This is a genomic window from Pedococcus sp. P2_E2 (assembly GCF_056403955.1).
The window spans coordinates 836,026-849,717 of record NZ_JBFUEM010000001.1; the positions used below are offsets into that span (position 1 = coordinate 836,026).

12 protein-coding genes are annotated in these 13,692 nt (G+C 69.3%); 6 read left to right on the forward strand and 6 right to left on the reverse strand.

Annotated elements, in window-relative coordinates; genetic code table 11:
- Positions 1–81 precede the first annotated feature (81 nt).
- The 4 genes from AC1DWR_RS03930 to AC1DWR_RS03945 form a co-directional block, all read right to left on the reverse strand.
- A complete protein-coding gene (locus tag AC1DWR_RS03930) occupies positions 82–1,488 on the reverse strand; it encodes an alkaline phosphatase PhoX (RefSeq protein WP_477623718.1) in 1,407 nt (468 codons plus the stop codon).
- Between the two features lie 526 nt (positions 1,489–2,014).
- Positions 2,015–2,353, reverse strand: coding sequence for a hypothetical protein (locus AC1DWR_RS03935; RefSeq protein ID WP_477613112.1), 339 nt, complete (start codon positions 2,351–2,353; stop codon positions 2,015–2,017).
- A 96-nt stretch (positions 2,354–2,449) separates the two neighbouring features.
- The gene (locus AC1DWR_RS03940) at positions 2,450–3,130 is read right to left on the reverse strand and encodes a hypothetical protein (protein ID WP_477623719.1); all 681 of its coding nucleotides are present in this window, start codon (positions 3,128–3,130) and stop codon (positions 2,450–2,452) included.
- A 168-nt stretch (positions 3,131–3,298) separates the two neighbouring features.
- Positions 3,299–3,505 (reverse strand): hypothetical protein, encoded by a 207-nt coding sequence (locus tag AC1DWR_RS03945; protein WP_477623720.1) that lies wholly within the window; start codon positions 3,503–3,505, stop codon positions 3,299–3,301.
- 508 nt (positions 3,506–4,013) lie between these two features.
- On the opposite strand from AC1DWR_RS03945, the gene AC1DWR_RS03950 reads away from it, so the two are divergent.
- The 3 genes from AC1DWR_RS03950 to AC1DWR_RS03960 are packed head-to-tail and all read left to right on the forward strand — an operon-like array spanning position 4,014 to position 6,001.
- Positions 4,014–4,640 carry a hypothetical protein gene (locus AC1DWR_RS03950; protein ID WP_477613109.1) on the forward strand — a complete coding sequence of 209 codons (627 nt, stop codon included), beginning with the start codon at positions 4,014–4,016 and terminating at the stop codon, positions 4,638–4,640.
- 7 nt (positions 4,641–4,647) lie between these two features.
- Positions 4,648–5,193, forward strand: coding sequence for an RNA polymerase sigma factor (locus tag AC1DWR_RS03955; RefSeq protein WP_477613108.1), 546 nt, complete (start codon positions 4,648–4,650; stop codon positions 5,191–5,193).
- Positions 5,186–6,001 (forward strand): hypothetical protein, encoded by an 816-nt coding sequence (locus AC1DWR_RS03960; RefSeq protein ID WP_477623721.1) that lies wholly within the window; start codon positions 5,186–5,188, stop codon positions 5,999–6,001. The genes AC1DWR_RS03955 and AC1DWR_RS03960 overlap by 8 nt, the downstream gene beginning before the upstream one ends.
- Here AC1DWR_RS03960 and AC1DWR_RS03965 read toward each other — a convergent pair.
- Positions 5,962–6,138: a hypothetical protein gene (locus AC1DWR_RS03965; RefSeq protein ID WP_477623722.1), complete on the reverse strand. Its 177-nt coding sequence runs from the start codon at positions 6,136–6,138 to the stop codon at positions 5,962–5,964. The genes AC1DWR_RS03960 and AC1DWR_RS03965 overlap by 40 nt on opposite strands.
- Before the next feature lie 211 nt (positions 6,139–6,349).
- On the opposite strand from AC1DWR_RS03965, the gene AC1DWR_RS03970 reads away from it, so the two are divergent.
- The 3 genes from AC1DWR_RS03970 to AC1DWR_RS03980 all read left to right on the forward strand — a co-directional run bounded on the left by AC1DWR_RS03970 (position 6,350) and on the right by AC1DWR_RS03980 (position 12,933).
- Entirely contained in the window at positions 6,350–9,979 is a 3,630-nt protein-coding gene (locus AC1DWR_RS03970; RefSeq protein ID WP_477623723.1) for a BTAD domain-containing putative transcriptional regulator, read from the forward strand.
- Between the two features lie 73 nt (positions 9,980–10,052).
- Positions 10,053–11,468, forward strand: coding sequence for an FAD-binding oxidoreductase (locus AC1DWR_RS03975; protein WP_477623724.1), 1,416 nt, complete (start codon positions 10,053–10,055; stop codon positions 11,466–11,468).
- A gap of 91 nt (positions 11,469–11,559) precedes the next feature.
- Positions 11,560–12,933, forward strand: coding sequence for an FAD-binding oxidoreductase (locus AC1DWR_RS03980; protein ID WP_477623725.1), 1,374 nt, complete (start codon positions 11,560–11,562; stop codon positions 12,931–12,933).
- 56 nt (positions 12,934–12,989) lie between these two features.
- Here the strand turns inward: AC1DWR_RS03980 and AC1DWR_RS03985 are convergent, their stop codons facing one another.
- A complete protein-coding gene (locus AC1DWR_RS03985; protein WP_477613102.1) occupies positions 12,990–13,667 on the reverse strand; it encodes a DUF4386 family protein in 678 nt (225 codons plus the stop codon).
- Positions 13,668–13,692 lie beyond the last annotated feature (25 nt).

A 13,692-nucleotide genomic window follows, 5' to 3' on the forward strand; every position in this document is an offset into this window, starting at 1 on the left:
GTGGCTCGTGCTAAGGATGACGCTCAGGGACGTGCGCGGACGGAGCGAAAGTCCTTGACCCGTTGGGCCCTCCCGAGGGGCCTAACTGGCGTTTGAAGGCCGGCCCCATGGTCCGGTGATTGCCAGCGTGTAGCCCGGCGCCTGGATGTTCGCGAACAGCGTGCTGCCAGATGCGTTGAACACCGGGCCAGCGAACTCGCTCTCGTTCGCGAGGTTCAGGGCGAGCGGGTAGGCCTTGCCCTGTTCCGTCACGCCGACGAGGTGCGAGCGGCCCTCGCCGTCCTCGGCGAGGATCAGGCCGCCGTGTGGTGAGACGGTGATGTTGTCGGGCCCGTCAAAGCTGGAGTCGCCGGTGGCCGGGTCCGTGTTGACCCCGAAGATCGTCTTGAGCACGATCCGCGACTTCGCGGGGTCGTAGAACCAGACCTGGCCGTCGTGCTCGTTGGTCGAGCCGTCCGAGTGACGGGCGAAGCTGGCGACGAAGTAGGCGCCGCCGTCGCCCCACCACTGGCCCTCGAGCTTGCGCGACCGGGTGATCTGGTTGTTGGTGAACTGCTTGCGGACCGAGGTGCTCCGGGCGTCGCGATCCGGCACAGTCACCCATGTGACGGTGTAGACCGTGTTGACCGTGGTGGCGATCGACAGGTCGGGCACGTGGTTGCCGTCCTCGTCGAAGCACTTCATTGCCTCGAGCGTGCCGACCTCGACGGCGCCGTCTGCGGCGAGGGCGTGAAGGGCGCCCTTCCCTGGCGTGAAGCTGGTGGGTGGGGTCCAGCGGAAGTACAGTCCGTTCGGTCCGCCGGCATCCTCCGTGAGGTAGATGCTGCTTGTCGCTGGGTCGACCGCTGCTGCCTCGTGGGCGAACCTGCCGAGGAACTTCAGGGGGAGCGGGGACCTGTGGATGTTGGCGGCTTGGCTGGTCGGGTCGACTTCGAAGACGTAGCCGTGGTCCTTGGTGAGGGTGCCGCCGGTCCTGGCTTCCGTCTCCTCGCAGGTGAGCCAGGTGCCCCACGGTGTGACGCCGCCAGCACAGTTGTTCCAGGTGCCGGACACGGATGTGTACTGCTCGATCACGTTGTTGTCGGCGTCGAGCACGATCGTGGAGGTTCCACCGATGCCACCGTCGTCGTAGACGAGGCCGTCGACGTGTGGGACCGCGTGCCGGTCCGAGCCGGCCAGTTCGTGGTTCGACACGACTACCGAGCCGCCATCCGGGCGGGCGAAACAGCCCATGGCGTCAGGATCTCCGGGGTGGACGAACCCGCTGGCGCCGGCGACACCAGACTGCCCGATCACCTTGTAGGAGAAGCCCTTGGGGAGGGAGAGCAGGGGGCCTGCCGGGTACAGGGGGCCGTAGCCGGCGCTGGTGCGGGTGGCTGCCGCGGCCGAGCTGAGGAAGGGGTCGAGGCTGCCAGCGCCGGCAAATGCGAAGCCGAGCGTCGCGGCGGAACCGCCGAGGAAGGTACGCCTGGATACGGAGTTGGGCATTGGTGCTCCTCAGGGAGGGATCCTGACGGGTAGATCCTTCCCATCAGACCGCCGGGGAAGGGTGTCCGCAACTGGAACACCGGTGAGTTGAGCCCCTTTCCGAGCCGCGTCGACCTGGGCGGTCATGCGCCGTGCCTGCAGCGCCTTCTCGCGACCGTGACGTAACCGACGGTCTGTCGGCTCGTTGATTGAGCAGTAGCGAAGTCCTAGGGGGAAGGTTGGGGCCCATGGTTGAGCATGAATCGCCAGTACGGCCGGGTGTGGCTGTGTGGAGCTGGGGCGGGGGATTCGCTGTCAAACACCCGTAAGACAGCCCGTCAACCAGGCCAGGACCAACCCTGACCGGCGGCGATGGGGGACCCGGTCACGTTTCTGCCCTTTACCGCTTGGGTAGGTACCCGTGGTCGAGGCGCTGGGTCCAGCAGGGGGCCCCACGAGGCGTCGGCGACACCACGGCCCGGACGCAGGGGATGCACGACGCCCGGGTCGTGGTCCATCTCTGGGAGCGGGGTTGAGGCTTGTGACGTCATCCCCCCTGCCCACGGGTGATCAGGAACAGGCCGGCGGAGATCAGGACAGCGAGGCCGACGCAGCGGAGCGCGAACTTCGCTTGCGCCTTCGAGGTCGGCGCGAGATCAGACACCTGCAGGGCAATCAGTGCCAAGCCGGAGGCCACTGCCGCCATGCCCACCGTGAGGGCGATCGCCAGTCCCAGGTGGTTGGTGAACAGCCACTCCGAGAATGCGGTGTGAACGTCCATGATGGCGACGGACCAGAACGCAATGGTGGCAACCGTGGCGATCGCGGCTATTGCCGCCGCCGATCGAGCGACACTCGGGCTGAGCGAGAATCCACTTCTGGTCATGAGCTGAACCACCCTCCGACTATCCCGGTGGGTGCGGGTGGTCGCTGGTCTGCGGGCGGGTTCTCCCGCTGTGAGTAGGACATGATGGATCCTTCTTCAGGGCCGCCGGGTGGTAACCGATAGGTAGAGCTTCAGCTCCGCGAACTTGCCAGCGGGATAGGGGCCGTTGATGAAGCCGTAACCGAACGCCTCGTCGGGAAAGTCACTCCCGGCGTCGGCGTACACCAGGCGCCGTGAGGTGAAATCGCGAACTGTGATGGTGCTCTTGGCTGCTCGACCGCCCCAGGTGCCGGACGGATCGTGCCAGGAAGACACCTCGGCCTTCGCTGGTGCAGGGCCCCAGAGCCGCATGGTGACACTGATGTTGGCAGTACTCCGTGCAGCCCCGGCCTGCACGCTCCGCACGCAGGCGACGGTCTGCTGTGGCAGTGGCGGGTTGTCGACCTGAGACATCGGCCCGGTCTGGCGCCACCGCGTGACCATGCCGCGAGGCCACAGCTCGCGGCTCAACAGGCGGTAGCCAGGAGGTGTTCTGGCAATCAGCGACTTCGTCATCGGACGGTCGAGGTCAGATCCGAGAGGGCACACATGGACGATGCTGACGATGGCCCCGGACGCCTGCGACACGGCGACCTGTGTGCGGACGACCGATCGGACCCGGACGCTGGTCGCGGCATCTGCTGGCGTGGCGCCGACGCCCATTGCGGCACTGAGCGTCAGCGCTGTGGCGAATGCGCCTGCCGCCGAACGCCGATGGAGACGGGGCAACTGCTTCATGGCATCTCCCGCTGGGCTTCAGGGTCTTGCAATGGTGTTGGCCTCTCACCATCTCGCCATCCCTCAGCAGGTGTCGTCAGCCTCAGGGCCCGTGGTCATCGTGCGCTGGGCCACGGCTGTGGACTGGATGACGACGTCGGCATCCGGGCCATCGCCGCCGCCATGACGTTAGTTCAGTATGACCAGAAACCCGACGGCCAGGAGCGCCGTGGCGATGGTGACAAGGACCGACAGGAGAAACGCGAGGGACGACATCGGAGAAGCGACGCTTCCGGTCGGGCGAGCATTCATGGCGGCGAGCGAAGAGCGCCAGGCGGCGATGGCCAGTCCAAGTGTGACCCAGATCCCGAGCAGCATGAAGTCGCTGTCAAACATCCGGCGGGTCATAGGCGACTCGGGGACCAAGCCACGCTCTATGGCTGTTGCCAAGACATACGGAAAGATCGCCAGTGCAAGGAGGAGAGCTGCACGTCGGACGTGACGTGTGGAGGTTCTCGGCGGCGTACCGGTCATGTCACCTTTTCCCCTCCGGGCCGGCAGGTGCGAGTGCAGGAGCCATTCCATCGCCGATGGATCTTGTCCGGCGGCGGACGAGACGGGGTTGGCACCCGGCCCGGGTTCAGCATCGCCACGCCCCGCTAACGCTACGCGCGAGGGGGACCCCGCGCATGTCCCCGACAGCACTTCCTTTGTCCGCGAGCGGGGTGGGATCGTCGCTGGTGTGAAACCTTTCCGGCCGCTCGTGGGTCGTTTGGTCATGAGAGGCATGATCCAGCGGGGGGTGAATGTCCCGGCACCTCACCGGGTCGTGGCGGCTGGGCTGATGGTGGTGGGGGCTTTGGCAGGGTGCGCGGGGGATGCCACTGACGGGGCCCCGCAGCCCGTGATTCCGACGTGGGCCAGCGACACCACGACGAGCGGCCGGTCCTCCGTTGCGCACCTGGCCATCGAGCCAGGCACCTACCGAATTCCGGCCTCGCCGTGGTCGGTTGCGGACTACACGGTGACGTTCCGGGACGGCTGGGCGGTGCAGTACGGCCACATCTTCAGCAAGCACGCCGACCAGGACAACGAGTTCGGGTTCTATGCCGTCGTGGTCGACGAGATCTTCACCGACCCGTGTCAGGGCGAAGGTGTCCCCATGGCCGTCGGCTCCGGTGTCGGGGACCTCGTCACGGCGCTGATGGAGCAGCCCGGCCCGACCAAGGAGGGCCCTGTGACCGGCACCTTGGCGGGCTACCCCGCCACGCGGATCGAGCTCGAGATCCCACAGAGCCTTGACCTGGCGAAGTGTCGCTTGGCCCAGGACGACGTCATGGGTCTTCAGGTCTGGAAGAGCAGGCGTGCGGACAAGTACTTCGTGCTCCTTCCCGGCCAACGCGTGAGCGTGCACGTCGTCGAGGTGCACGGCAGCCGGCAGGTGTTCCTGGTCGAAACGGGCCCAGGTATGTCCGACACAGACCAGGCCGACCTGAAGGCCGCCCTCGACTCGATCCGCATCGAGGGGTAGATCCACCATGAGTGCGGGGACTGGAGAACCACTCGTGGCCCACGAGGTCCACAGTGAGTCCGACCGCGTGCGCGTGGTGTTCGAGGCGTCGTACCGGCGCCTGGTGGGTCAGCTGTATGGCGTGTGCCGCGACCTCACCGAGGCGGAGGAAGTCGTCGCCGAGGCCTTTGCACGCGCGGTGCAGCACCGACGCACCTTCGCCCGTCTGGACAACCCGGAGGCGTGGCTGCGCACGGTCGCCGTCAACGTCAGCCGCACCCGTGCGCACCGACGCAGGCTGCTCGGCGACCGCGAGCGAGCGCAGGTCGCGCGACACCCAGTGATGGAGGACGACCGGTTGGCGCTCATGGCTGCCCTCCGGACGCTGCCCGCCATCCAGAGGGAGGCCATCGCGCTGCACTACCTGGCCGACCTCCCTGTCCAGGCGGTCGCCGAGGCCACCGGCGTCCCCGTCAGCACCGTGAAGACCCGGCTGCGCCGGGGACGCGCTGCACTCGCCCTGCTGCTCGCCGACCTTCCCGACCCCCGTCAGGAGGAGGCGCCCCATGCCTGACCTCGACCGGCTCCTGCGCTCTGACATGTCCCGCGCTGCGGCCCAGGCTGCACAGCCGCCCGACTTCTCGGCCATCGAGCAGCGCGGGGCCCAGCGACACCGGACCCGCACCGTGATCTCCGCTGCCGCTGCCTGCGCGCTCCTCGTCCTGGCCATGCTCGGAACGTCTTTCGTGGGCGGGCTCGATCGCACCGCTCCGCAGCCGGCCAAGGACCCGATCCCCCGGCCCACCGGGGATGCGCTGGCGAAGCACTGGACCCCGCTTCGCCCGGACACCTCGAGGCGGGTCACTGCGAGGCAGTCCCAGATCGATGAAGCAGATTCCACCTATGGTGGGATTGACATCCGCGAGGTCAACTCGGGAGACCCTTCGCATTCATTGTCCTGGGGGATCAAGCTCCGGGAGACACCGCCCTTGGCGTCAACCCTTGACCCCGCGAGCCGCGTGATCGAACACGGCTTCGTCTTCGACACCGATCGTGATGGAGCCGCTGACTGCCAGATCGGTATCAATACCGACGCCCCGAAACCCGGGCAGCTGCGAGTGTGGGTCAAGAACCTGACGACCGGCGTCACCGACGAGCGGGTCGGCGGGCCCTACGGCTTTCCGTTCGACTTCTTCCATCCCAGCGAGCCGGCGAACGAGTCCCGGCGAGACGTGAGCATCTTCTTCTTGACAGGTGCAGACAAAGCCTGTGTCTTTCCCAACGCAACGGGTTTCTACGCGTACGCGTCCGTGACCGAGAACAGGCTGGTCACGGAGTGGGACTACGCACCGAACGACGCCTGGCTCGAATTGACCGACTGACCGCCCCGTTCCTCGAACACGGTGACCTGCAGGTCGATCATGTCCACCTGCCGGGGGTTGGAGATCTCCAGGGTGGCTCGGCCAACGTCCAGGATGGTCACCTTCTCGCCCTCGTCTCCGTGGACCTGGAGCTCCACCGTGCCGCCCAGTGCGTCGTCGGGGCTTGTTGCCGGGGCCTGGTGTTGGGGCTTGGTGTCGGGGTCTGGTCGGGGTCTGGGCAGATGGGGGTTGCCGAGACCATCCTCCCGCGGGACCCTTGAGCCGGTCCTGAGGTGGCTTGAAGGGTGCGCTGGACCTCGCCCTTTCGGGCGGTCGCCGCCTGCGTGACGGAGCAGACTGGGGAGCGGGGTGGAGCGCGGGACGACGGTGCGACTCCGAGTGCTCGGCGAGCTCGCGGCCACGCGCGACGGCGTGGTCGTGGACCTCGGTGGGCGGCGCCAGCGCGCCGTCCTCGCCGCGCTGGTGATCTGGCGAGACCAGGTCGTCTCAGCCGAGCGACTCACGCGTTGCGTCTGGGGGGACAACCCACCTTCGAACCCGGCTGGAGCACTCCAGTCCTACGTCAGTCACCTCCGGCGCTGCCTCCAGCCCGAGGCCGTGGCCCGGCAGCGCGACGGCGTCATCGCCAGTGAAGCGGCCGGCTACGTCCTGCGGCTCGCGCCCGGCTCCGTCGACGCGTGGTGCTTCGAACGAGCCCTGGACTCCGCGGCAGGGCTCGCGCCGGCCGAGGCGATGCGCTCGCTGGACGACGCCCTCCGGCTGTGGCGCGGTCCGGCGTATGCCGAGTACCTGGGCGAGCCCTGGGTCGAAGCCGAAGCCCTGCGCCTCACCGAGTTGTATGCCGTGGCGCGCGAGCGGCGGCTCGAGACCAGACTGCAGCTGGGAGACGCCGCCGTCGTCATTGGTGAGCTCGAGGCACTGGTCGCCGAGGACCCGCTCAGGGAGGAGCGCTGGCGACTCCTGGCGCTTGCGCTCTACCGCGCCCAGCGGCAGGCGGGGGCCTTGGCGGCGTTGCGCAGGGCACGCCAGACCCTGGCCGAGGAGCTGGGCGTGGACCCGGGGCCCGCGCTTCGAGCGCTCGAGGCCGAGGTGCTCGCCCAGTCTCCGGCCCTTGACGGACCGGTGCCGAGGATCGGGGTCGAGCTCGATGGGAGGGAGCAGCCCCCAGAGGAGCAGCGCCCGGGGGACCGGAGTGTCAGAGAGCAGCCCGCGGGGGAGCTGGGCGTGCGGGAGACGTCCCCTGACACGGGTTCAACGTCCGACCTCGTCGACAGAGCACGGGAGCTCGCGTCCTTGCGGCGGATGGTGGACGAGGTGGCCGACGCCAGACCCGGTTGCGTGCTCGTCGAGGGCCCGGCCGGCATCGGCAAGTCACGGCTCCTCGTCGAGGCAGTGCGTCTCGCGACGTCGGCGGGCCTCCGCGTGCTCTCGGCCCGGGGCAGCCAGCTCGAGCGATCCTTTGGCTTCGGTGCGGTGCGCCAGCTGTTCGATCCCTGCACCGGCGACCCCGGGGCACGCGACCGGCTGCTCGCCGGCGCCGCCTCGGTTGCGAAGCCGGTCTTCGACGAGGTGGCAGGAGACGAGACCGCGAACAACGGCAGCTTCGCCGTACTCCACGGCCTCTACTGGCTCACCGTGAACCTTGCCAACGAAGGGCCGGTGGTGATCTGCGTCGATGACATCCAGTGGTGCGACAGCGCTTCGCTCCGCTACCTCGCGTACCTCGTCAAGCGGCTCGAAGGGCTCCCTGTCCTCGTCGTCCTGGCCATGCGCACGGGCGAACAGCATCCTGACGACGCGCTCTTGGCGGACCTCGCCCTGGACTCGTCGGTCACCGTGCTCCGGCCCGCACCGCTTTCGCCGGAAGCGGCTGCCACCCTCGTCCAGGCGCGGCTGGGCGAAGGCGCCGACCCCTTCGTCGAGGCATGCCACCGCATGACCTCGGGCAACCCACTGCTGCTGCGCCAGCTGCTGCGCGCCCTGGCGGACGAGGGGGTCCGGCCCGATGTCTCCCACGTCGACACGGTCCGGGCAGTCGGCTCTCGTGCGGTCTCCGCTCTGGTGACCTTGCGGCTGCGCAGGATGCCTCCCACGGTGACGGCCTCTGCGCGTGCCGTTGCCGTGCTGGGCGAGGCCGCTGGCCTGCCGACCGTGGCCGCGTTGGCCCAGCTGCCCGAGGACGAGGTAGCGGCTGCCCTGGACACCCTGAGCCGGAGCGAGATCCTCACCGATGACGGGCACCTGACCTTCGTCCATCCGTTGGTGCGTGACGCGATCTACGACGACCTCCCAGCCGGCGAGCGTGCGTTGCACCACGACCGTGCCGCGCAAGTCCTCCGGACGCTGGGCGCGACACCCGAGCAGGTGGCGGTCCACCTGCTGCGGGCACCGCATCGAGGCAGCGTCGCCACCGTGCAGCTGTTGCGGAGCGCGGCCGGCACGGCGATCTCGCGGGGTGCCGCCGATGCAGCTGTCGGGCTGCTCAGGCGGGCGCTGGAGGAGCCGGTGTCCGGACCCGATCGTGCCGCCGTGCTCGTCGAGCTCGGACGCGTCGAAACCCAGGTCGACGGTCCCGCCGGTGTGTCGCACCTGTGCGATGCGTACGCCGCCCTGGACGAGCCGCACGAGCGCGCCCTCCTGGCAATGGACATCGCCCGTACCCACGTGTTCGTCTCCCCACCCGGGGTCGCCACCTCGTTCGCGCGCGCAGCGAGCGCAGCCCTTCCTGACCGGCTCGACGACGAGCGGCAGGGACTGCTCGCGCTGCAGCGCATCACCGGCTTCATGCACGGGCTCCCCGCTGACGCCTACCGAGCAGGTCCCGTCCCTGAGGTGTCAGGGGAGGGCGACGGTGCCCGGATGCTTGCCGCGACCCTGTCGTACGAGCTGCTGCGTGAGGGCGAGGACAGGGCGGGTGCGGTCCGGCTGGCCCGCTTCGCCCTCGAGGAGGACCGCCTCCTGGCGGTGGACAACGGACTGCTCTGGATCGTGGCCGCCAACGTCCTGATGCTGGCGGACGACGAGCTGGGGGACTTCTGGGACCGTGCCCTCGCCCGAGCTCACGCGACGGGCGGACTGTTCGCCGCACTCTCGGTGAACCTGTGGCGAGGCTTCGCCCAGTGGCGTCGCGGCCAGCTCGACGACGCGGTGCAGTCGCTGACCGATGCCGTCGAGCAGCAGCGCGTCTGGGGGATCTCCGAGGCCACGTCGACGTATGCCGCGGCCTTCACCCTGGGGGTCCTGACCGACCTCGGCGACCTGGACGCGGCCGCGTCGAGCCTGGAAGACGCACGCCGACTCCCCTGGGTAGGTGAGGGCGGAAGGCTGATGCGAGAAGCCGCGGCTCGACTGCTCCTCGAGCAGGGCCGACCATCCGATGCCCTCGGCGAGCTGGCCACCTCGGCCGACAGCCCTCCGGTCGCCAACCCGGCCTGGGGTCCGTGGCGTGGGCTCGCGGCACGGGCCCTCCATGCCCTCGGGCGCAGCGACGAGGCGATGGTCCTGGCTCAGGAGGAGGTCGACCTCCTGCGCCGCTGGGGTGCGCCGACAGCCCTCGGCCCGTCCCTGCGGCTCCTGGGTGAGCTGCGAGGGGCTGACGGCGCCGAGCACCTCCGAGAGGCAGTTGAGGTGCTGTCGGGGACCTCCTCGGTCTTGGAAGAGGCTCGCGCACAGCTCGCTCTCGGACGATGTCAGGCGGTCGCCCACGAGGAGGCGGTGCCCCTCCTGAAGGCCGCACTCGCAACTGCCCGCGCCTGTGGGGCCGCACGGGTTGTCCATGACGCTGTCTCGGCTCTCGTCGAGAGGGGAGAGAGCGCCGCCGAGGTGGATGACGTCCCCGTGGGGATCACGAGCCGCCAGCGGCGTGTCACGGACCTGGTCGCGTCGGGGCTCGACGTCAACGAGGTCGCCCAGCGGCTGTTCCTGACACCCGGGACGGTGCGAGCCGTGCTCGAGTCAGTGCAGGGAGCCCGGCGATGATCCGTCGAAGAGCCTCAGGGTCCCGGCTCAAGTTGCCCTCAAGTCGTCCTTGTCATGCTGGTACGCCCCGATCGTGAGGAATCCCGTGGTGCCCGAGTCCGCGTCCCCCGCACCGTCCCGCTCTCCGTCCGGAGCGGAGCTCCTGCGAGGTCTGTGCGGTGGCGCGGTGCACCTGCCCGGGGACGCGGCATACGACGAGGCACGTATGCCGTGGAACCTCCAGGCTGACTCCCACCCTGCTGCCGTGGCCTATCCGGCGTTTCCCCAAGAGGTGGCAACAGTGCTGCGCGCGGCCGCGTCGGCAGGCCTCAAGGTCGCACCCCAGGGCACCGGCCATGGCGCACCTCCGCTCGCCGGCCACCTCGGTGACGCCGTCCTCTTGCGAACCACCGCCATGACCGAGCTCCGCGTCGACGCCGGCCGACGCACCGCGCGGGTCGGTGCCGGCGTGCTCTGGGGCGACGTCGTGGAGCGAGCCGGCCGCGTAGACCTCGCCGCACTGCACACGTCGAGCCCCGGCGTCGGTGTCGTCGGGTCGTCGCTCGGGGGTGGCCTGAGCTGGTACGCCCGCCAGCACGGGCTCCAGTGCAGCGCGATCACAGCTGTCGAGCTGGTGACGGCAGACGGCACGTTCGTGCGAGCGACGGACGAGGTCGACAGTGACCTCCTGTGGGCGGCACGCGGGGGAGGTGGCGGCTTCGGTGTCGTCACCGCGCTCGAGTTCGACCTGCTGCCCGTGAGCACGGTGTATGCCGGCCTGCTCGCCTGGGACTGGACCCACGCCCAGCGAGTGCTCACGGCGTGGGGCTCGTGGGCCGCGGAGGCGCCGGACACGGTGACCAGTGTCGCGCGGCTGTTCCAGGCGCCCGATCTGCCGTGGCTTCCCGCCGACGTCCGCGGACGCACGCTCGTGATGATCGACGCCGTCGTCCTTGAGGGGCGCGAAGCGGCCACGCAGGTGCTCGCGCCGCTGCGCGCCCTCGGCGCGGAGATCGACACCTTCAGCGAGTGTCCAGCAGCCTCGGTGGCACAGCTCCAGCTCGATCCGCTTGCGCCGACTGCCATCTACGCCAACAGCGTCCTTCTCGACGCGCTGCCCGAGCGAGCCGTCGAGGCGCTGGTTGCGACGGCGGGCCAGGGGTCGGGGTCGGACCTGCTCTTCGTGGAGCTGCGCCAGCTCGGGGGAGCGGTGGGTCGGACGGCGTCGCGTGCGGGGGCGCTGGACCGCATGGACGGCTCGGTCCTGGTCCTTTGTGTCGGCCTCGACCAGGGAGCGGGGTGGGCGGCGGTGCGCGAGGACGCGAGCCGCGTGACGGAGGCCCTTCAGCCGTGGGCGACGGGCTCGGCATACCTGCTGATGGCTGACGCGGACGTCGACGAACAGCGCGGCTGGCCGGCCAACTCGTGGCAGCGACTCGTCGACATCAGGGGGGCGGCGGACCCCGAGGGGCTGTTCGTCTCGCCTCGCCCAGGATCCCAGCCCGGCTGAGGGACGCCGCCTCAAGCGGACGCCAAGTTCGTCTCAAGGCACCGGGTTCACGGTGGTGCTCCACCACCACACCGAAAGACCCGGAGGAATCATGACCATCGCCGAATCGCCCGCCGCGCTCGAACGCCCTGTGCCCTTCGCAGAGCTGAGCGCACGGACGCAGGGAACCGTCGCCGTTCCCGGAGACGAGGAGTACGACGCGCTCGTCTCGCCGTGGAACGTGGCGGTCCCTGTCAGGCCAGCAGCCGTCCTGGCCGCGGAGACCGACCAGGACGTCGTCGAGGCGGTCCGCTTCGCGGCACGCAACGGCCTGCGCGTGACACCACAGGCCACCGGACACGGCCCGATGGCCGAGCTCGTCACCGAGCTGCTCGTCACGACCAAGCGACTGGACGAGGTCGTCGTCCACCCCGAGGGCTGGGCGCGGGTCGGCGCCGGCGTGAAGTGGCTCCGCGTCGTCGAAGCCGCCGCGCCCCATGGACTTGCGCCGCTGTCCGGATCCATCACCGACGTGGGGATCGTCGGCTACACCACGGGCGGTGGCCTCGGGCCGATGGCGCGGACCTACGGGCTGGCGATCGACAAGGTTCGCGCCATCGAGGTCGTGACTGGCGACGGCGTCCTGCGTCGGGTCACGCCCACGGACCACCCTGAGCTGTTCTTTGCCCTTCGAGGCGGCAAGGGGATGCTAGGCATCGTCACGGCGATCGAGTTCGACCTCGTGCACCAGCCGATGTTCTACGGCGGCTCGCTGTGGTTCGACGGCGGGGATGCTCCGTCAGTGATCGAGCGGTGGCGGGACTGGTCTGACGGCCTCCCTGAGCTGGGCACCACCTCCTTCGCGTTGTTCCAGCTGCCGGACATGCCGGGCGTCCCCCCGCAGCTCGCCGACCGCCTCTCGTTGTCGGTGCGCTACGTGTGGACCGGCGATGCCGAGGAGGGAGAGCGCCGCTTCGCTGCGATGCGTGATGCGGCTCCGGTGATCCTCGACGATGTGGCCCACAAGCCATACACCGCAATCGACTCCGTGCACACGGACCCACTGGACCCCACACCGGCGTACGAGGCGGCGGCCGTCCTCACGGACTTCCCTCAGGATGCCGTCGATGCTCTGCTTGAACTGACGGGACCTGGTGCGGCGTCGCCGCAGGTGCTCGTCGAGGTGCGCCAGATGGGCGGTGCGATCGCCCGGGGTGGCGAGCACCCCAGTGCCTTCGCGTCGCGTGAGGTTGCCTACTCGCTCCTGATCGTCGGGATCGCTGAGATCCCCGGAGTGCAGGACCACGCGGCGGCGATCCTGGCGGCGATGCGTCCGTGGACCGGCGGCTACCGGCTGCCGAACTTCACCTTCACCCCTGAGGAGTACGCCGACGCCTACGACGAGGTGACGATCGCGCGGCTGCGAAGGGCGATCCGGTCCTACGACCCAGCCGGGGTGATGGCCGTCGGTGGTGTGCTGAGCTGACAGGTGTCGTCGTGGCCCCCGAGCCAGGGGGCCACGAGTCTGTCCTGTCGCTGCGCTCAGCTGGAGGCGGTCGACGTGATGGTGGTGCGCTGACGCAGGATGGCGACGCCCATGCTGGCCATGAACACGAAGAATGCGATGAATCCGATGCTGGAGATGCCTTCGAAGACGCTCGACACGGGCGCGAGGAGCCCCAGCCATCCGGCGAGCACCCCGACCAGGATGCCCAGCCATCCGATCCATCGGGGCAGGGCGCGCGTCGTCAGGATCGCCGCGGAGAACAGTGGCACCACCACTCCCCAGCCCAGGAAGTTTCCTGCGCTGTTGGTGACGAGGGCGGTCGCCGCGAAGGTGTCGAAAGTGGCTGCCAGCGTTGCCTGCGACGCCGCGTCGGCGTCGGAGTAGGCCGGAACCAGCTCGTACGCCATCGAGATGGGCAGAAGGTGCGACACGGTGACCAACGTCAGCCCAACGGCTCCGAGGACGGGTCCGAGCAGCATGACCCTGCCGGCGTCCCGCAGGACGTCGTAGAACCCCACCCAGGCAACGATGCCGAGGAAGCCCATGAGGATGATGAGCCAGGCTCCGACGTAGAAGAGTCCGCCGGCCGCGTCGACGTCCGCGATCCACTGGAGGCCAGGCTCTCCGGTCTCGGGAATCAGGACCTCGACCCCGCTGGAGGCCATGGAGACGCCGCCCACGAGGAAGCAGGCCACCAGCGCGAGGGCGCACACGCCCCCGACCCTTGACAGACGCAAC